Origin of the sequence: Streptomyces sp. NWU339 (assembly GCF_003143855.1) — a bacterium.
In the GTDB taxonomy this organism is placed as follows: Bacteria; Actinomycetota; Actinomycetes; order Streptomycetales; family Streptomycetaceae; genus Streptomyces.
On record NZ_QFRK01000062.1, the window covers coordinates 25,309 to 44,232 of the forward strand.

The following is an 18,924-nucleotide window of genomic DNA, read 5'->3' on the forward strand; positions in this document are numbered from 1 at the left end:
CGCCCCGGTGTCAGGTCGCAGGTACCGGGTCCGGGAGGCCAACGGGCCAGGTGTGGACCGGATCGCCCTTCAGCATCAGCTCGCGGTAGCGCCGGGTGGTGGCGGCCAGCGCCGCCTCCCGGGTCAGGCCGCCGTCCAGGGCCCGGTGGAAGGTCGCGGCCTGCCAGCTCGCGCCGTTCTGCCGGCGTCGGCAACGCTCCTCGATCACGCCCAGGTACAGGTCCCGGTCCGCGGGCTCGATGCCCCACGCGTCCAGTCCCGCCTCGGCCAGCGGCAGCAGCTCGTCGCGTACGAGGCTGACCGCGTCCACTTCGGCCGTACCGCCGTAGCGCCCGCGCCGGGGCCAGGTGAGGCGGGCTTCGATGCCGTGCCTGCAGGCGGCGTCGAAGTTGGCGGCGGCGGCCTCGAAGGGCAGCCGGGTCCACACTGGGCGGCCGTCCTCCGCGAGGGCGCGGACCAGGCCGTAGTAGAACGCCGCGTTGGCGACGACGTCGACGACGGTGGGCCCGGCGGGCAGGACCCGGTTCTCCACCCGCAGGTGGGGGACGCCGTCGGCGACGCCGTAGACCGGACGGTTCCAGCGGTAGACCGTGCCGTTGTGCAGGACGAGTTCGGCGAGCGTGGGGGTGCCGTCCTTGTCCAGCACGTCGAGCGGGTCCTCGTCGTCGCAGATGGGCAGGAGAGCCGGGTAGTAGCGCAGATTCTCCTCGAAGAGGTCGAACGCCGAGGTGACCCAGCGCTCTCCGAACCAGGTGCGCGGCCGCACGCCCTGTGCCTGCAGCTCGGGCGGCCGGGTGTCGGTGGACTGCTGGAACAGCGGTGGCCTGGACTCGCGCCACAGCTCGCGGCCGAACAGGAAGGGCGAGTTGGCGCCGACGGCGATCTGGGCGGCGGCGACCGCCTGGGCCGCGTTCCACACGTCGGCGAAGCGGGCCGGAGTGACCTGGAGGTGCAGCTGCACCGAGGTGCAGGCGGCCTCGGGCGCGATGGACTTGGAGGTGCAGCTGAGGCGTTCCACCCCGTCGATGTCGAGGCTGAAGTCCTCCCCCCGGGCGGCCACGATCTGGTCGTTGAGCAGGGTGTAGCGGTCGACTTCGGAGAGATTCGAGGAGACGAGGTCGTCACGGTCCAGCGTCGGCAGAATACCGATCATCACGATCTCGGCGTCCACCTCGGCGGCTTTCCGGTCGGCGTACGCGAGTGAGGTGCGCAGTTCCTCAGCGAGCCGGTCGAATACCCGCCCGTCCAAACGATGTGGAGCTATGTTGACTTCCAGGTTGAACATGGCGAGCTCTGTCTGGAAGTCCCGGCTCGCGATCCGTTCGAGGACTTGTCCGTTCAACATTTTGGGCATGCCGTCGGCGCTCGTGAGATTCAATTCGATCTCCAGCCCCACGAGGTTCTTGGGGCGGTCGAACCGCTTCTCCGCCAGGAGTCGCTCCAAGCCTGTCAGGCACCTGCGGAGCTTGTCGCGGTAGCGCTGGCGATCGGACAGGTCGAACCCGCCTGCCACCACCTTCTCCCCCATCGAAGCGTCCCTCCTCGGCTGGGCGGTCCGATGATCGGCCGCCGGGGTCCCGGTCCACAGGGGAGGATGCCCCGTGGATGCGATCGATAACGCCCCGAACCGGTCTGTCGACCGCTACGCTGGTCGAATGTGACCACTGGCACATTCACGCGGCATGGCCGGCATGGCACGTAACGACGCGACGGGCTCGTGAAAAACGCCGACGACAATAGGCCTACCGCTTAACGACCGTTTATCGAGGTCATCGCTGCGCACCCGGTTCGGAATCGGGATGATTCCCCCGTTTCATCGACCAGAAGCACCCTTGTTCAACGGGTCGAAAACAGCTAGTGGAAACACAGCCCGAACACGCGTCGTATAAACTCCGTGGACAGGGCAGAAGGTTGGCGCCCACGGTCGAGTGATCCAGCCTCGAGGTGACGTGCGGCAGTCCTCACCCCCACCTCTCGCGCTCAGACCCTCGGCCCCTGCCTTCCGGCCCTTCGTGAGCTGACAGCGTCGTCCGCCCCGCCCTCGTGCCACCGTGCCTTCGAATGAGAGGCGACCCACCATGCCCCTGCATGTCCCCCCGGCCCCCGCGCCCGCACTGCGTTCCGTCCTGACCGCGCTCTCCTCCCCCACCGCGGTCAGCGAGGCCCGAACCCCCTCCCTCCTCGGTGCCCAGGGACCGGTCTCGCCCGAACTGCCGCTGCCCGTGCATGTCCTGGACCGGATCACCGCCGAGGGCGTGTCCGCGACGCGACTGGCCGGCTGGCGCTTCCTGATCCGCTGCGGCGACCGGGCGGTGGCCGCGGCCGACACCGTACTCACCCCCGACGGCTGGACCTTCTCCCGCTTCTTCGAGGGCCCGTACATCGCCTCCACCGAACTGGCCCTGCGCCAGGCCGAGTCCCTGCCACAGCCGTACCAGCCCCGGCTGCTGTCGGTGCCCGGCCTCTACATGCTGACCCTCTGGCTGCACGGCGACCGCACCGCGGACGGCGCCGCCGGCCACCCCGCCGCCACCGACCTGCTCGTCCCGCTCGCCCCCGCGCCGCCCGGCATCGCGGCCCACCGCCCGCACCTGGTCGCGGAACTCCTCCCGGTGCTGACCCACCGGGTGACGCCCGACCGCCTGCTCGGCTCACCCGCCTGACCGACGCGCGTCACGCGCGTCACGCCCCGCCGCTCCCGCACGCCCACCCCCGTGCCCCGCCGCCCGATCCCCGCGGCGGGGCACGCTCGTGCGCCGAGCCCCCGGCCCGAACGGGCCCGAGCACTCCGAACCCTCGGACTAGCCTCATCCGGCCATGCGGAACCACCCGAAGTGACAGTGCAGTTGAGGTGAACCGTCCGCGCGGGTGACGCGTCATCGACCTGTGAGGGGCGGTGCCGCGAAATCCCTGCGGATCGCCGTCCGGAGGGCAACACTTGTTTCCGACCGACCTATGACAACGGGGGGCGGCCATGAACGAGGTTTCACGCCGCGCAACAGAGACAACAGCCAACCCACAGGTCACAATAGAGCGAAAGATCCCATCCATGTGCCAGCATCCGTCACCATGCCCCTCAGCCGAATCCGCCGACCGGGAGTCCGCCCGTCTCGTGGCGCACCACCCGGAGCAGGGCTGGAGCCTGCTGTGCAACGGTGTCGTGCTCTTCGAGGACACCGGTGAACTCCTGCCCGACGGCAGGAGCATCGCCCCGCAGCGTCCCGGGGGCACCGCGGTGATGACCACCGCCTGAGCTCCACCGGGCGGTTCCGTGCCCGCCCGAGGAGGAAAACCCCGCCCGAGGTCCGCCCGGCGACGAGCAGCCGGACTCGCCCCGCACGAAGCCGGGCACGGGCCTGGTCGTACGGGCGAGCAGGGCGGTTCCCGCGCAGCGCCTCTGAGCCCCGCCGGCACCCACCGAGGACGGCGGTCTCACGTCACATCCGCTGGTGGCCCCGCCCCGTCCGGCTCCGCTCGCCGCCTATCGTGATCGGCATGCAGTCCTACACGATCGGCCAGGCAGCGCGGCTGCTCGGCGTCAGCCCGGACACCGCCCGACGCTGGGCGGACGCGGGCCGGCTCACCACCCATCGCGACGAAGGCGGACGGCGGCTCATCGACGGGCGGGACCTGGCCGCGTTCTCCGTCGACCTCGCGAAGGCCGGCGCCACCGAGGAGGGCAGGCCGTACACCTCGGCCCGCAACGCCTTCCCCGGCATCGTCACCGCGATCAAACTCGGCGACGTGGCGGCCCAGGTCGAGATCCAGGCGGGCCCGCACCGTCTGGTCTCGCTGCTGACCCGCGAGGCCGTCGAGGAGCTCGGACTGGAGGTCGGCATGGAAGCCACCGCCCGCGTGAAGTCGACAAACGTCCATATCGACCGTGCCTGACGGAAGCGGCACGTGGAAGGGCTCTGCTTCGGCCGTACGGCCGAAGCAGAGCCCTTCCACTCCTCGGTCCCGGTGGCCGGGCCCTCCGCGTCAGTCGTCGTACGCGTCCAGCGGCGGGCAGGAGCACACCAGGTTGCGGTCGCCGAAGGCCTGGTCGACACGGCGCACCGGCGGCCAGTACTTGTCGGCCGCGCTCACACCGGTCGGGAAGACGGCCTCCTCACGGCTGTACGGGTGCTTCCACTCCGTGCCGAGCGCGGCGGCGGTGTGCGGGGCGTTGCGCAGCGGGTTGTCGTCCACGGGCCACTCGCCGGAACCGACCTTCTCGATCTCCGCGCGAATCGCGATCATCGTCTCGCAGAACCGGTCGAGTTCGGCCAGGTCCTCGGACTCGGTCGGCTCGATCATCAGCGTTCCCGCCACCGGGAACGACATCGTCGGCGCGTGGAAGCCGTAGTCGATCAGCCGCTTGGCCACGTCGTCCACGCTCACGCCGGTCGCCTTGGTCAGCGGGCGCAGGTCGATGATGCACTCGTGCGCGACCAGCCCGCCGGGGCCGGTGTAGAGCACCGGGTAGTGCGGCTCGAGGCGCTTGGCGATGTAGTTGGCGCTGAGCACCGCCACCTGGGTGGCCCGCTTGAGCCCCTCGCCGCCCATGAGCCGGACGTACGCCCACGAGATGGGCAGGATGCCCGCGGAGCCCCACGGGGCGGCCGAGACCGGACCGATCCCCGTCTCCGGCCCGGCCCCGGGCTGGAGCGGGTGGTTCGGCAGGTACGGCGCCAGGTGCGACCGCACCCCGACCGGGCCGACGCCGGGACCGCCGCCGCCGTGCGGGATGCAGAAGGTCTTGTGCAGGTTCAGGTGCGAGACGTCGCCGCCGAAGTGTCCGGGCTTGGCCAGCCCGACCAGCGCGTTGAGGTTCGCGCCGTCCACGTACACCTGGCCGCCGGCCTCGTGCACCGCCGCGCAGATGTCGGCGACGTGCTCCTCGAACACACCGTGCGTCGACGGGTAGGTGATCATCAGCACCGACAGCTCGTCGCGGTACTGCTCGATCTTCGCCCGCAGGTCGTCGATGTCGACCTCGCCGTCCTCGGCGGTCTTCACGACAACAACCTTCATCCCGGCCATGACGGCGCTGGCCGCGTTGGTGCCGTGCGCGGAGGACGGGATGAGGCAGACGGTGCGCTGTTCGTCGCCGTTGGCCCGGTGGTAGCCGCGCACGGCGAGCAGCCCGGCCAGTTCGCCCTGGGAACCCGCGTTGGGCTGGAGGCTCACCTTGTCGTAGCCGGTGACCTCGGCGAGACGCTCCTCCAGTTCGTGGATGAGCGTGAGGTAGCCCTGGGCCTGCTCGGCCGGCGCGAAGGGGTGCAGCTGCCCGAACTCGGGCCAGGTGATCGGCTCCATCTCCGTGGTCGCGTTGAGCTTCATGGTGCAGGAGCCCAGCGGAATCATCCCGCGGTCCAGCGCGTAGTCACGGTCGGCGAGCCGCCGCAGGTAGCGCAGCATCGCGGTCTCGGAGCGGTGCTGGTGGAAGACGGGGTGCGTCAGGTACTCGTCGGTGCGCAGCAGGGCGTCCGGCAGGGTGTCGGGCGCTGCCGCGTCCAGGCTCTCGATGTCGGCCTCGACCCCGAAGGCGTTCCACACGGCGGCGAGCCGGGCCCGTGTGGTGGTCTCGTCGCAGGCGATCGAGACGTGGTCGGCGTCGACGAGGAGCAGGTTGACGCCGTTGTCCCGCGCGGCGGCGACGACCTCGGCACCCCGACCCGGGACCCGCACGGTCAGCGTGTCGAAGTAGGAGCCGTGGACGATCTCCACGCCGCCGGCCCGGAGCCCTTCGGCGAGGACGGTCGCGTAACGGTGGGTGCGCCACGCGATGGTCCGCAGTCCTTCGGGACCGTGGTAGACGGCGTACATCCCGGCCATCACGGCGAGCAGCACCTGAGCGGTACAGATGTTGCTGGTGGCCTTCTCACGGCGGATGTGCTGCTCACGGGTCTGGAGCGCGAGCCGGTAGGCCTGGTGGCCGTCCGCGTCGACGGAGACACCGACGAGCCGTCCGGGCAGGCTGCGCGCCATCTTCTCGTGCACGGCCATGTATCCGGCGTGCGGCCCGCCGAAGCCCATGGGCACACCGAAGCGCTGTGTCGTGCCGACCGCGATGTCCGCGCCGAGTTCGCCGGGCGACGTGAGCAGCGTGAGGGCGAGCAGATCGGCGGCGACGGTGACCAGCGCGCCCAGCTCGTGCGCCCGGTCGATCACCGGCTTGATGTCGCGTACGGCTCCGGAGGCGCCCGGGTACTGGATCAGCACGCCGTTGATCCCGCGCTCGGCGATCTCGGCGGGGATGCCCTCGCTCAGGTCGGCGACGACGACCTCGACACCGGTCGGCTCGGCACGGGTCTCGATCACGGCGATCGTCTGCGGCAGTGCGTCCGCGTCGACCAGGAACAGACCGTTCTTGTTCTTGCCCATGCGACGCGACAGCGCCATCGCCTCGGCGGCGGCCGTGCCCTCGTCGAGCAGTGAGGCCCCGGAGGTCGGCAGGCCGGTCAGTTCGGCGACCATGGTCTGGAAGTTCAGCAGTGCCTCGAGCCGCCCCTGCGAGATCTCCGGCTGGTACGGCGTGTAGGCCGTGTACCAGGCGGGGTTCTCCATCACGTTGCGCAGGATGACGGGGGGCGTGAAGGTCCCGTAGTACCCGAGCCCGATCATGGAGCCGAGCACCTCGTTGCGGTCGGCCAGCGACCGGAGCTCGGCCAGCACCTCGGGCTCGGTCCGGGCGCCCGGCAGGTCGAGCGCGTCGGCGTTCTTGATCACATCCGGGACCGCCGCGGCCGTCAGCTCGTCGAGCGAGCCATAGCCGACCTGCGCGAGCATTTTGGCGCGGGCCTCGTGGTCGGGGCCGATGTGGCGCTGCTCGAAGGGCGTTCCCTGTTCGAGCTCGGAGAGGGGAATGCGGTGGGCGGTCATTGCGGAGGCCTCCTGGTCTGACGACCTTCGAGGGGCACCATGACGGGTGCCCGGACGGCCTCCCCCTCTGTCATCTCAACCTGAGAGCTTCACCGGACCGCCGCAGGGCGCCCGGCTTTCACCGTCGGTGAGAGCGGGAGCCGTCGACACCCGCCCTGCTTTCCAGAGTGACCTCGTCCATGCGGTACGTGGGCCTGAGAGTTTCCGGGGAGGATTTGCTCCTTCGGCGCCCTCCGATGGTGTCCGGAGGACTCTCCCGCACGGGGTCAGCAGCCGCTGTCAGCGTACCAGCGAGGGCAACCCCCGGACCTTCGAGTGGCCGCCGGACCAATTGTGCCGTTTCGTAGTGCTGACGAATGATTGCGGAGTGCGACCAGTGGAGGGCCCGTGCAGACCGACATCGATCCGCGCAACCTGATCGGCCGCAAGGCGTTCGACCGCAACGGAACCCGGATCGGCACCATCGACGAGGTCTATCTCGACGACGCCACCGGCGTACCCGAGTGGGCGGCGATACGCACCGGCTTGTTCAGCAGGGACGCCTTCGTCCCCCTGGAGCCGAGCGAACTGATCGACGGCAGCCTCCACATACCCTTCGAACGCGCCCTGATCAAGGACGCTCCCGACTTCGGCGTGGGCCGCCACCTCTCCCCGGAGCAGGAGCTCCAGCTCTACCACCACTACGGTCTGGACATCTCCGCGCCTCCCCCGCTTCCGGACCACGACTTCGGCAAACTCGCCGACCGCGACGACCGCCCGGCCTGACGGCCCCGGAGCCGGGAGCACGAAGCCCACTCACACCTGCGAGGGCCCCGGGCCCATGACACCGGGACTCGCCCCCGAACCGTCGCCCGTCTCCGCGCCGGCCCGCGGTCTCTCGCCCTCCCCGGGGCTTGGATCCACCAGCGGCAGCGGATCCGCCGGTTGCAGGGCCGGGTCGTCGGTGCGGAAGGTCTTCACCCGTCCCACCGCCGAGCCGGGCGTCTCGAACCGGACCGTGACCCGACCCAGGCCGCTGCCCTGTACCCACCCGTGCCCGTACTCGGTGTGCCGTACGTCGTGTCCGGCCGGCCAGCGCCGCTCCGTGCTCGTCTGCTGCTCTTCCCCCATGGGTGCGGTCACCTGGTCCTCCTCGCCCGGCGACTCCTCCGCCCGGCCCCCCGCTGCCTGTGCGAACAAGTCCTCCTGGGTGTAGTCCGCGAGTCCGCTGACCCCGACGCCCAGCAGCCGTACTCCGCCTGTCGTGTCGACCGATTCCAGCAGCCGTGCCGCCGCCTCCCGCACCACCGCCGGATCGTCCGTGGGCCCCCGCAGCGTCTCGGACCGGGTGAGCGTCGAGAAGTCGTAGCGCCGCACCTTCAGCACGATGGTCCGTCCCGCCAGCCCCGCTCCCCGCAGCCTGCGCACACAGCGATCGGCGAGCCGCCGCACCTCCGTACCGACTCGCACCCGGTCGTGGATGTCCACGTCATACGTGTCCTCGACCGACACCGACTTCGTCTCCCGCTCGGCCACCACGGGCCGTTCGTCCCGCGCCAGGGCCATGGCGTACAGCGCGTGTCCGTGTGCTTTGCCGAGCAACCGCACCAGCTCGTCCTCCCCCGCCTCGGCGAGCTCGTCGACCGTGTGGATCCCGGCCCTGCGCAGGTGGTCACCGGTGGCGGGCCCCACTCCCGGCAGCGTCCGGACCGGGAGCGGCGCCAGCAGGGCCCGCTCCCTCCCCGGCTCGATGAGCACCAGCCCGTCGGGCTTCGCCTGCTCCGAGGCGATCTTCGCCAGCATCTTGGAGGCGGCGAGCCCGACGGACCCGGTGAGCCCGGTGACCTCCCGTATGTCCGCGCGCAGTTTCGCCCCGGCCAGCCGGGCCGACCGCTCGTCCCAGGCCGCCCCGCCGGCCTCCAGGTCCACGAACGCCTCGTCCAGGCTCAATGGCTCCACCAGCGGCGACAGCGCCCGCAGCAGCCCCATCACCTGGTCGCTGATCGACCGGTAGAACGCGAAGCGCGGCACGAGATACGCCGCGTTCGGCGCGAGCCGCCGCGCCTGCGCCATGGGCAGCGCGGAACGCACGCCGAAGATCCGGGCCTCGTACGAGGCGGTGGCGACCACTCCACGCGGCCCGAGCCCGCCCACGATCACGGCTTTCCCTCGCAGGCTCGGCTTGGACGCCTGCTCCACCGAGGCGAAGAAGGCATCCATGTCGAGATGCAGGATGGTAGGCGCGGATCTCACATCTCCGATGCTGCCCTACGCCACTGACAATGCCCTGCCGCACGGGCCGTCCACCGACCACCCCTGAACCACACGGGCCGCTCAGCCGGCCCCGACGGCTCAGACCGCGCGGTTCCGCCGCCGCGCCAGCTCATCCGTCGGGTTGGGCCCGATCAGCGTCTCCCCGGTGTCGACACGCTCCCCGTGCAACTGTGACAGCGCGCTCTCGACATCCCGCCACACCACACCGACGGCGATCCCGAAGATCCCCTGGCCGCCCTGGAGCAGGGCATGGACCTCATCCGGCGTGTCGCACTCGTAGACCGTGGCTCCGTCGCTCATCAGCGTCATGCGCTCCAGGTCACGAAAGCCTCGCTCCCGCAGATGCTGGACGGTGGTGCGGATGTTCTGCAGCGACACGCCGGTGTCCAGGAACCGCTTGACGATCTTCAGGACGACGACGTCCCGGAAGCTGTACAGCCGCTGTGTCCCGGAGCCGTGCGCGGGCCGCACACTTGGCTCGACCAGCCCCGTGCGGGCCCAGTAATCCAGTTGCCGATAGGTGATGCCGGCAGCCGCGCAGGCCGTGGGGCCGCGATAGCCGATCTCCTCGGACACCATGGACGTCGCCGCCCCTCCGCTGCTCGGCACGGCGGCCGGCCGCTGCGGAGCATGATCGGCCGCACTGCCGTGATGGGCATACGCCCCGCTCGCGCGGAGCTGAGGGCCTGGGTGAGGGTACCGACCGCTCGCCCCGAGACCGCGTCCGGGGGCACCCCCGGCCGTACCGTCGCCGGTGCTTCTCACGCCGACCTCCGTCCTCGACCTGCCTCCTCGACGGTAGGCAGTCACCAAGGGTGCGTCAACGATCGCCACACTCGGCACGCCGAGTGATAATCACCCTAAGAGTGGTTTCCCGTGCCCCACCGCGGGGAAAGGCTAGCCGAATGCCTTCCGCGCGGGCCGTGCGACGCCCTCGCGCACCGCCGACCCGAGCGGAAATCCGGCGGGACGGTCACCGCCGCTCACTGACTGCTGGAGCCGAAATCCTCCGGCGAGATCTGGTCGAGGAACTCGCGGAACTTCTCCACCTCGTCCTCCTGCTCGTCCGGGATGGCGATCCCCGCGTCGTCGAGGACTGTGTCACTGCCGTAGATCGGCGTCCCCGTGCGCAGCGCCAGCGCTATGGCGTCGGACGGCCGGGCACTCACCTCCACGCCGCTGGCGAAGACCAGCTCCGCGTAGAAGACCCCCTCGCGCAAATCCGTGATGCGCACTTCCGTGAGCTCTTGGCCAACGGCTTCCAGCACGTCCTTGAAGAGGTCGTGGGTCAGCGGGCGCGCCGGAGCCATGCCCTGCTGGGCGAAGGCGATGGCCGTCGCCTCCCCCGGCCCGATCCAGATGGGGAGGTACCGGTCGCCTCCCACTTCGCGCAGCAGCACGATCGGTTGGTTCGAGGGCATTTCGACCCGGACACCTACGACATCGAGCTCGTTCACACAGCAACCCTAGGCCGTGCCCGGGACGTTTGGGTAGTCGGGCCGGGATCAGGTGGCCGATCCGGTCCCCCGATCCGCGCCCCTCAGGGCAGCCGCACCCCGAGTGCCGAGCTCACCAGCGCGGCGTGCAGCTTCACCGTGAGACCGGCGAGCTCCTTCGCACGCGCCTCCGCATGAGCCCTGGTCTGCGGGTTGCGGTGGCGTTTGAGCGGGGCGACGACCTGGTCCACCAGCCCGGCTTCCCGCTCCGCGGCGGCCTTCATCGCCCTCAGGTGTCTCGGCTCGATCCCGAACCGCCCCAACTCGGTGATGAGACCGGCGACGGTGACCGCCTCGGCGTCGTACACCTCGTCCTCGACGGGAGCGAGCAGCCCGTACGACTCCCACTCCGCGAGCTGCTCCTGGTCGATGTCGGCGGCCGCCAGCAGCTGCGCCCGCCCGATCCGGGCCGCCGTGGCGGCAGGATCGGCGGACGGCTCGGGGCCGGCTTCCCCGTCCCGCTGCCGGGACAGCACCGGTAGCGGGAGGGCCTCGCCGCGCTCCATCGCCGCCAAGTGCTCGCGGATCACCTTGAGCGGCAGATAGTGGTCCCGCTGCATCCGCAGAACATGCCCGAGCCGCTCGACGTCCGCCGCGCTGAACTTGCGATACCCCGAGGGGGTCCGCTGCGGCTCGATGAGCCCCTCCGACTCCAGGAAGCGGATCTTGGAGATGGTGACTTCGGGGAACTCCTCGCGCAGCACGTTCAGCACCGTGCCGATGCTCATCAGTCCAGTTTCCGCGGCGGCGGTGCCGGGCACGGCACCGCCGCTCGGTGTGTGAAGCATGGACCTTCCCTGGGGTCAGGGTGCCCCGGACGGAACCCGGGGAGGATCAGTAGCCCCGCTGGCTCGCGTAGAACACCAGCCGGTACTTGCCGATCTGCACCTCGTCACCGTTCGACAGACCGACCTGGTCGATCCGCTCACGGTTGACGTACGTGCCGTTCAGACTGCCCACGTCGGCCACCGTGAAGGAACCGTCCTGGCCGCGGCGGAACTCCACGTGCCGACGCGAGACCGTCACGTCGTCCAGGAAGATGTCGCTCTGCGGGTGCCGGCCGGCCGTCGTCAGGTCACCGTCCAGCAGGAAGCGGCTGCCCGAGTTCGGCCCGCGGCGCACGACCAGGAGTGCCGAACCCACCGGCAGCGCATCGACGGCCGCCTGCGCCTCGGGCGACAGCATCGGCATCTGCGTTTGGCCGGTGACCTCCGCGTCGTAGGCCTCAAGACCGGAGATGGAGATGGTGGAGGTCGTCTCGGAGGGACGCTCCGGGGCGACTCCGGGCCGGAGCGGAGCTCCACAGTTGGAGCAGAACCGGCTGTTCTCCGGGTTGCGGTTACCGCACCTCGCACATACCAGGACCGACATGGACGGATCCTCCTGCCCACCGGGGGCTTGGGACGCGTACGGGTCGGAGAACCCTCCACCCGTACCTGAGGTTGACGGTTGCCCGAAACCTATGCCGCTCGACTGCGCAGGGTCAACCGACGGCGCGCCCTGACCTCCCGCAACGCCCTCGCCCTGACCGCCCACCTGGTCCCGGAACAGCGGACGTGAACCTTCCGCCTCCGGCTGTGCGCGATGCCGGGCAGTCTCGCTGTCGCGGCCTTCTCGTGCGCTCTTGCCGAACAACTTCCCAAACAACTTCACGGGCGATTCCCCTTGACCGAAACAGACCCGCCCGTGGGGCAGGACGAACCCTGACTGAACACATTGGCCGACCCGGACATCCTCACAACGTCCGTATCCACCAGACAGTTTCCACCACGCACCACCCATTCGGTGCGCCGACCCCCCGCAACCTCATGCCCTCGCCGATCACCCTCCATGCACCCCCGGTTCACTGGGAGGACGACCGAGCGTAGTCAGGCTGCTTCGCCGGCCGCAAGGCATCCACGACGATCTTGGCCGACCGCTCCACGGAGGCGGTGGCCTGTTCCTTCTCGAGAGTCTGCACCACACCTCCTGGGATGTTGAGCGCCGGCTCGAGGTCCTGCGGCTTGCCGATGACCTTGAAACGATAGGGAGCAGTGATCTTGTTCCCGTCGACGCTCACCCCATTGCCGGAATCGGCCAGATAGGTGCCCGCCACGACCCGCACGCCGTCCAACTGAATGGCCTCGGCGCCGGCCGCGCGCAGCTCCTGGACGGCGTCGAGCAGCATGTTCGCCTTCACCATCCCCTTCGTGTCCTCGATGACCAACGTGATGCCGGGCCCCTGCGCGGCCACGGTTCCCGCCAGGATGCCGAGTTGCCGTTCCTTCTCGGCCGTCTGTCTCCGGGCCTCCTCGGCCTGGTCGGAGCTGTTCTCCAACTCGTCACGCTGCTTCTCGAGCCCTTGCTTCTCATCCTCAAGACGCTCTGTGCGGTCGTCGAGTTCATCGAGGATACGAACAAGATCTTCCTGGCGAGCACCGCGCAGGGCACTGTCACCCTCGCTGTTCGAGGCGACCTGGACGGCCAGGCCGAAACCCAGGCCGAACAGCAGCACGGCGACAATGAGTTGAGCTCGGGTGATCCGTGGCGGCCACAGCCCCTTCACCAGCCGCTGCCGTCCGGTCAGACCGGATCCGGGCGGCTCCGGCGGTGTCTGCCCGTCCTCGACCGCGGGCGCGGGCGCGGACACCTCGTCGGGCAGCTCCTTGCGGAGACTGCCACCGGATGCCGGGCGTGGTCCGGGTACCGGGCGTGCTCCGGCTGTCGGCTCGGGCGTCGTCCTGTCGTGCTCGTGATCGCTCATCGGCCTCACGCCCGAAACACGTGCCGGCGGATCGCCGCGGCGTTGGAGAAGATCCGGATGCCGAGGACGACCACGACCCCGGTGGACAGCTGGGCCCCCACGCCCAGCTTGTCGCCGAGGAAGACGATCAGTGCGGCCACCACCACGTTCGACAGGAACGACACCACGAAGACCTTGTCGTCGAAGATGCCGTCGAGCATGGCCCGCAGCCCGCCGAAGACGGCGTCGAGCGCCGCCACGACGGCGATCGGCAGATAAGGCTCGACGACCGCCGGAACCTCGGGCCGGACCAACAGGCCGGCCACGACTCCCACGACGAGGCCCAGTACGGCGATCACGATATGCCCTTCTCAGTTGCAGGTGTCGTCTCGGTTATCGGTTGTGCGGTTCGTACGATCACACTCGGCGCGGCGGGCAGCCGGAGGTCGTCCTCCACCGAAAGTTCGGTGCGGATGTCGTAGCTCTCCTCCAGGGCCTGCAGATACAGCCCGTCCGCACTGTTCTGGAACCGGCTGCTGAGTTGTCGACCGTCCCCCACCGCGAGCACCGTGTACGGCGGTACCAGCGGCCTGTTGTCGACCAGTATCGCGTCTCCCGCGGCCCTGATCGCAGACAGAGCGGTCAGCCGCTGCCCATTGATCGAGACGGCCTCGGCGCCGGACTCCCACAGGCCGTTGACCACGCGTTGCATATCACGGTCGCGGACCCGCCCGGTGTCGGAGAACCCGGAGGTGGACCGCGCGTCGCCGTCCCCGCCGACGCTCGTGTCCTTGGCGTCGTTCACCACGAGCTTCACTCCGGGCCCGTGCACCGCGACGGCACCCGCCAGGACGCCCACCAGCTCGGTACGGTCGCCCTCACCGCTGTGCTTGAGCGCCTCGCGCTGCCGTGCGCCCACATCGTCACGGAGTGCGTCGACGCCGTCCTTGAGCTTGTCCGCCGCCTCGGTCTCGCGGTCGATCCTGTCGATCAGTTCCTCGCGCTCCTTGGCGACGACGGGGGCCGCCACCCTGGCCTGCGCGGCTCCCACGGTCACGACCAGGGCGGCGAGCACCAGACCACCGGCGAGCCCCAGTTTCGCCCTGAGGGTCTTCGGCATACCGCCGCTGCCGTCGGCCTGCTTCCGCGCGGCGGCCTCGGCGTATCCCTCGTCGAGGCTGTGGTCCATCACATTGGTGAGCAACGACATGGACGCGTCCGGGCGCGGAGGCCGCTGGGGTGTGCTCCGAACGGGGGGTTGCTGCGGCATGCCGCACATCGTCGCACGCCACGGCCACTACCTCCGAACGGACCCTACCGGCGTGCCGGACAGGCCCCGTTGGGGACACTTGTCCGGCACGCACGTGTACCGCTGGTTCTGCCGTCCCGCCTATCGTCCCGCGCTGTCCACGACGGCCGCCCACTCGTCGAGCAGGGCCTGGGCGGAGGCGTCGTCGGGTCCCTCCGCCCACAGGTGGGTGACCGCCTCGGCCGGATCGGGCAGCACCATCACCCAGCGACCGTCGGGCTCCACCACGCGTACACCGTCTGTGGTGTCCACGAAGCGTTCACCGGCCTCCTCGACGACCCGCCGCATCACCAGTCCCTTGACGGCCCACGGAGTCGCCAGATCGCGCTTGATCACGTGCGCGCGCGGGATCCGCGCGTCGATCTGGCTGAGCGTGAGCTGCGTCCTCGCCACCAGACCGATGAGCCGGACGAAGGCCGCGGTGCCGTCGTAGACCCGGCTGAACTCCGGAACGATGAAACCGCCCTTGCCGTCACCGCCGAAGATCGTCCCCTCCTCCCCGCCCACGCGCGTCAGGTCGTCGGGCGAGGTGGTCGTCCACTCCACCTGCGTGCCGTGATAAGCAGCCACCTGTTCGGCGATCCTGGTGGTGGTCACGGGAAGCGCGACCCTGCCGCTGCGCCGCTCGGCCGCGATGAGGTCGAGCAGGACGAGCAGTGCCCGGTCGTCCTCGATGATCCTTCCCTTCTCGTCGACCAGGGACAGCCGCTCGCCGACGGGGTCGAATCGCACACCGAACGCGGCACCGGAGGACGCCACCATCTCACCGAGCCGCACCAGCCCCGAGCGCCGCATATCGGCCGTCTCGGTCGGCCTGGACTCGTTCAGGCCGGGGTTGATGGTCAGCGAGTCGACACCGAGTTTGCCGAGCAGACTCGGCAGAACGAGCCCCGCACTGCCGTTCGACGCGTCCACGACGACCTTCAGCCCGGACTCCGCGATTCCCGTGATGTCGACGTTCCGCAGCAGTGACCCGGTGTACGAGTCGAAGACACTCGCCGGGAAGTGCAGATCGCCGATCTCTCCCGGGAACGCGCGCCGGTACTCCTGCCGCGCGAACACCCGGTCCAGTTTGCGCTGGCTGCCTTGCGAGAGGTCGGCGCCCTGCCCGTCGAAGAACATGATGTCGACCGAGTCGGGCACGCCGAGTGTGGTGCGGATCATGATGCCGCCCGCGCTGCCCCGCGCGGTCTGCTGCCGGGCCACGGGCAACGGTACGTTCTCCAGGTCCCGTACGTCGATGGCGCTGGCCTGCAACGCGGAGATGACCGCACGCTTCAGGGCACGGGCACCACGGGAGTGGTCCCGGGCCGTGGTGACCGTCGACCCCTTCTTCAGCGTCGTCGCGTAGGCGCCGGCCAGCCGCACGGCGAGTTCCGGGGTGATCTCGACGTTCAGGATTCCCGAGACCCCGCGGGCTCCAAAGAGATGCGCCTGTCCTCTGGACTCCCAGATGACCGAGGTGTTGACGAAGGCTCCCGCCTCGATCGTCTTGAACGGGTAGACCCGCACATTTCCTTGGACGATCGATTCCTCGCCGATCAGGCATTCGTCGCCGATGACGGCGCCGTCCTCGATCCGCGCCGCGCGCATGACGTCGGTGTTCCTGCCGAGGACACAGCCCCGCAGGTTGCTGTGCGGACCGACGTACACATTGTCGTGGACGACGGCCCTGTGCAGGAAGGCCCCGCTCTTCACGACGACATTGGACCCCACGATCGTGTGCTCGCGGATCTCGGCGCCGGCCTCGACCTTGGCGTAGTCACCGATGTAGAGCGGACCGCGCAAGACGGCATCGGGATGCACTTCGGCGCCCTCGGCCACCCATACGCCCGGCGAGATCTCGAAACCGTCGATATCGACGTCGACCTTGCCCTCCAGGACGTCGGCCTGCGCCTTCACGTAGCTCTCATGGGTGCCGACATCTTCCCAGTAGCCTTCGGCGACAAAGCCGTAGACGGGTTTGCCCTCCTTCATCAACTGTGGGAAGACGTCACCGGACCAGTCGACGGGCACATCCGGCTCGACATAGTCGAAGACCTCGGGCTCCATGACGTAGATCCCGGTGTTCACCGTGTCGGAGAAGACCTGCCCCCAGGTCGGCTTCTCCAGGAAACGCTCGACCTTTCCCTGCTCGTCCACGATGGTGATACCGAATTCCAGCGGATTGGGCACCCGGGTCAGACAGACCGTGACCAGGGCGCCCTTTTCCTTGTGGAAATTGATCAGCTCGGTGAGGTCGAAATCTGTCAGAGCATCGCCGGAGATGACAAGGAAGGTGTCGTCCTTCAATGCTTCCTCGGCGTTCTTGACGCTTCCCGCGGTACCGAGTGGCTTCTCCTCATTGGCATAGGTGAGCTCCATTCCGAGCTCTTCGCCGTCACCGAAATAGTTCTTGACGAGCGATGCCAGGAACTGGACGGTCACAACCGTTTCGTTGAGCCCATGCTTTTTGAGCAGCCGCAGAACGTGCTCCATGATCGGCTGATTGGCCACTGGCAGGAGCGGCTTGGGCATGCTTGAGGTCATGGGGCGAAGGCGTGTGCCTTCGCCTCCGGCCATCACTACGGCCTTCATGTCGGAAGCGCCCTCCTCTAAGAGACGACGGTCTAGCCGACTTCACCCACCAAGATTGTCCCGCACGTTTCCACTGCGGGCCATCGCGCCACTCTGCGCGTGCCAGTCAGCGAGTTCAGCCGGCCATGGCGTCCGCACGCACCAAGCGGCGGACTTGGACCACATAGAGGACTCCTGCCCACCAGTACAGCGTTGTACCCCATCCAGCGAACGCCCATCCGAAAACAGCAGCAAGTGACGAGATCCAACCGCTACCGTCGCTGAGCAGCAGCAGAGGGAAGGCATACATCAGGTTGAAGGTGGCCGCCTTCCCGAGGAAGTTCACCTGCGGCGGCGGATAGCCGTGCCGCCGGAGGACACCCACCATCACCAGCAGAACCAGCTCACGTGCCAGTAGTACGGCCGTCAACCAGAGCGGAAGAATCTCGCGCCAGGTGAGTCCGAGCAGAGTCGACAGAATGTAGAGCCGGTCGGCCGCGGGATCAAGAAGCCGACCGAGGCTGCTGATCTGATTCCACCGTCGCGCGAGTTTGCCGTCCAGGTAGTCACTGACACCGCTCAGAGCGAGCACCAGAAGCGCCCAGCCGTCACTCTTCGGGCCGCCGAACTCAGGCCTGAGGATCAACCACAGGAAGAGAGGCACGCCGAGAAGCCGCGCCATGCTGAGGATGTTCGGGATGGTGAGGACACGGTCCGTCTGGACGCGAGTCTCCTGGACCTCCACCCGGGGGCCTCCTGTGGGAAACGTACCAATGATGCTCACTGACCCTACCTCAACACAAAAAAGCTCTGGCTCTCGGGTTGCATGCCCGAGAGCCAGAGCTCTAAAAGAAGTTCGGCGGCGTCCTACTCTCCCACAGGGTCCCCCCTGCAGTACCATCGGCGCTCTGGGGCTTAGCTTCCGGGTTCGGAATGTAACCGGGCGTTTCCCCCACGCTATGACCACCGAAACACTATGAAACACTCAACCGCACCACGCTGAATCAACGCGGGGTCGTTCGTGGTTTCAGAACCAACACAGTGGACGCGAGCAACTGAGGACAAGCCCTCGGCCTATTAGTACCGGTCACCTCCACACCTTGCGGTGCTTCCAGACCCGGCCTATCAACCCAGTCGTCTGCTGGGAGCCTTACCCCATCAAGTGGGTGGGAGTCCTCATCTCGAAGCAGGCTTCCCGCTTAGATGCTTTCAGCGGTTATCCCTCCCGAACGTAGCCAACCAGCCATGCCCTTGGCAGGACAACTGGCACACCAGAGGTTCGTCCGTCCCGGTCCTCTCGTACTAGGGACAGCCCTTCTCAAGACTCCTGCGCGCGCAGCGGATAGGGACCGAACTGTCTCACGACGTTCTAAACCCAGCTCGCGTACCGCTTTAATGGGCGAACAGCCCAACCCTTGGGACCGACTCCAGCCCCAGGATGCGACGAGCCGACATCGAGGTGCCAAACCATCCCGTCGATATGGACTCTTGGGGAAGATCAGCCTGTTATCCCCGGGGTACCTTTTATCCGTTGAGCGACGGCGCTTCCACAAGCCACCGCCGGATCACTAGTCCCGACTTTCGTCCCTGCTCGACCCGTCGGTCTCACAGTCAAGCTCCCTTGTGCACTTACACTCACCACCTGATTGCCAACCAGGCTGAGGGAACCTTTGGGCGCCTCCGTTACCCTTTAGGAGGCAACCGCCCCAGTTAAACTACCC

Annotated in this window: 16 protein-coding genes, 2 rRNA genes and 1 riboswitch; of the genes, 4 read left to right on the forward strand and 14 right to left on the reverse strand. The window is 68.6% G+C overall.

From position 1 onward, the window contains the following. Positions 1-10 precede the first annotated feature (10 nt). On the reverse strand, positions 11-1,528 hold the full coding sequence (locus DIZ27_RS38530; RefSeq protein WP_109383022.1) for a glutamate-cysteine ligase family protein: 1,518 nt from the start codon (positions 1,526-1,528) through the stop codon (positions 11-13). A gap of 550 nt (positions 1,529-2,078) precedes the next feature. Between DIZ27_RS38530 and DIZ27_RS38535 the strand changes: the two genes are divergently transcribed. The 3 genes from DIZ27_RS38535 (at position 2,079) to DIZ27_RS38545 (ending at position 3,891) form a co-directional block, all read left to right on the forward strand. Further along, entirely contained in the window at positions 2,079-2,663 is a 585-nt protein-coding gene (locus DIZ27_RS38535) for a hypothetical protein (protein WP_109383023.1), read from the forward strand. A gap of 386 nt (positions 2,664-3,049) precedes the next feature. Beyond that, on the forward strand, positions 3,050-3,253 hold the full coding sequence (locus DIZ27_RS38540) for a DUF5999 family protein (protein ID WP_109383024.1): 204 nt from the start codon (positions 3,050-3,052) through the stop codon (positions 3,251-3,253). 242 nt (positions 3,254-3,495) lie between these two features. Beyond that, positions 3,496-3,891: a molybdopterin-binding protein gene (locus tag DIZ27_RS38545; RefSeq protein ID WP_109383025.1), complete on the forward strand. Its 396-nt coding sequence runs from the start codon at positions 3,496-3,498 to the stop codon at positions 3,889-3,891. A gap of 90 nt (positions 3,892-3,981) precedes the next feature. On the opposite strand, the gene gcvP is transcribed toward DIZ27_RS38545, so the two are convergent. After that, on the reverse strand, positions 3,982-6,867 hold the full coding sequence (gene gcvP / locus DIZ27_RS38550; RefSeq protein WP_109383026.1) for an aminomethyl-transferring glycine dehydrogenase: 2,886 nt from the start codon (positions 6,865-6,867) through the stop codon (positions 3,982-3,984). Positions 6,868-7,039: 172 nt separating this feature from the next. Further along, a riboswitch (glycine riboswitch) is annotated at positions 7,040-7,136 on the reverse strand. A 118-nt stretch (positions 7,137-7,254) separates the two neighbouring features. On the opposite strand from gcvP, the gene DIZ27_RS38555 reads away from it, so the two are divergent. Continuing rightward, positions 7,255-7,632: a PRC-barrel domain-containing protein gene (locus DIZ27_RS38555; RefSeq protein WP_109383027.1), complete on the forward strand. Its 378-nt coding sequence runs from the start codon at positions 7,255-7,257 to the stop codon at positions 7,630-7,632. A 30-nt stretch (positions 7,633-7,662) separates the two neighbouring features. Here the strand turns inward: DIZ27_RS38555 and DIZ27_RS38560 are convergent, their stop codons facing one another. The 12 genes from DIZ27_RS38560 to DIZ27_RS38615 all read right to left on the reverse strand — a co-directional run. Then, on the reverse strand, positions 7,663-9,099 hold the full coding sequence (locus DIZ27_RS38560) for a DNA polymerase IV (RefSeq protein WP_109383028.1): 1,437 nt from the start codon (positions 9,097-9,099) through the stop codon (positions 7,663-7,665). Between the two features lie 99 nt (positions 9,100-9,198). Further along, positions 9,199-9,885, reverse strand: coding sequence for a MerR family transcriptional regulator (locus DIZ27_RS38565; RefSeq protein WP_109383029.1), 687 nt, complete (start codon positions 9,883-9,885; stop codon positions 9,199-9,201). Positions 9,886-10,103: 218 nt separating this feature from the next. Continuing rightward, positions 10,104-10,577 (reverse strand): bifunctional nuclease family protein, encoded by a 474-nt coding sequence (locus DIZ27_RS38570; RefSeq protein ID WP_003988851.1) that lies wholly within the window; start codon positions 10,575-10,577, stop codon positions 10,104-10,106. Positions 10,578-10,660: 83 nt separating this feature from the next. Next, complete coding sequence (locus DIZ27_RS38575) at positions 10,661-11,404, reverse strand: MerR family transcriptional regulator (protein WP_109383030.1); 744 nt, start codon at positions 11,402-11,404, stop codon at positions 10,661-10,663. A 46-nt stretch (positions 11,405-11,450) separates the two neighbouring features. Further along, on the reverse strand, positions 11,451-12,398 hold the full coding sequence (locus DIZ27_RS38580; protein WP_109383031.1) for an FHA domain-containing protein: 948 nt from the start codon (positions 12,396-12,398) through the stop codon (positions 11,451-11,453). Between the two features lie 61 nt (positions 12,399-12,459). Then, the gene (locus tag DIZ27_RS38585; protein ID WP_109383032.1) at positions 12,460-13,359 is read right to left on the reverse strand and encodes a DUF881 domain-containing protein; all 900 of its coding nucleotides are present in this window, start codon (positions 13,357-13,359) and stop codon (positions 12,460-12,462) included. A gap of 5 nt (positions 13,360-13,364) precedes the next feature. After that, complete coding sequence (locus DIZ27_RS38590) at positions 13,365-13,697, reverse strand: small basic family protein (protein ID WP_003988855.1); 333 nt, start codon at positions 13,695-13,697, stop codon at positions 13,365-13,367. Then, positions 13,694-14,608: a DUF881 domain-containing protein gene (locus DIZ27_RS38595; protein ID WP_375232056.1), complete on the reverse strand. Its 915-nt coding sequence runs from the start codon at positions 14,606-14,608 to the stop codon at positions 13,694-13,696. Before DIZ27_RS38595 ends, DIZ27_RS38590 begins: the two co-directional genes overlap by 4 nt. A 120-nt stretch (positions 14,609-14,728) precedes the next feature. Further along, complete coding sequence (locus DIZ27_RS38600) at positions 14,729-17,224, reverse strand: mannose-1-phosphate guanyltransferase (RefSeq protein ID WP_109383034.1); 2,496 nt, start codon at positions 17,222-17,224, stop codon at positions 14,729-14,731. A gap of 115 nt (positions 17,225-17,339) precedes the next feature. Beyond that, the gene (locus tag DIZ27_RS38605; RefSeq protein ID WP_109383035.1) at positions 17,340-17,948 is read right to left on the reverse strand and encodes a CDP-alcohol phosphatidyltransferase family protein; all 609 of its coding nucleotides are present in this window, start codon (positions 17,946-17,948) and stop codon (positions 17,340-17,342) included. Positions 17,949-18,057: 109 nt separating this feature from the next. Beyond that, a 5S ribosomal RNA gene (rrf, locus tag DIZ27_RS38610) occupies positions 18,058-18,174 on the reverse strand. 86 nt (positions 18,175-18,260) lie between these two features. Further along, a 23S ribosomal RNA gene (locus tag DIZ27_RS38615) occupies positions 18,261-18,924 on the reverse strand; the annotation flags it as partial.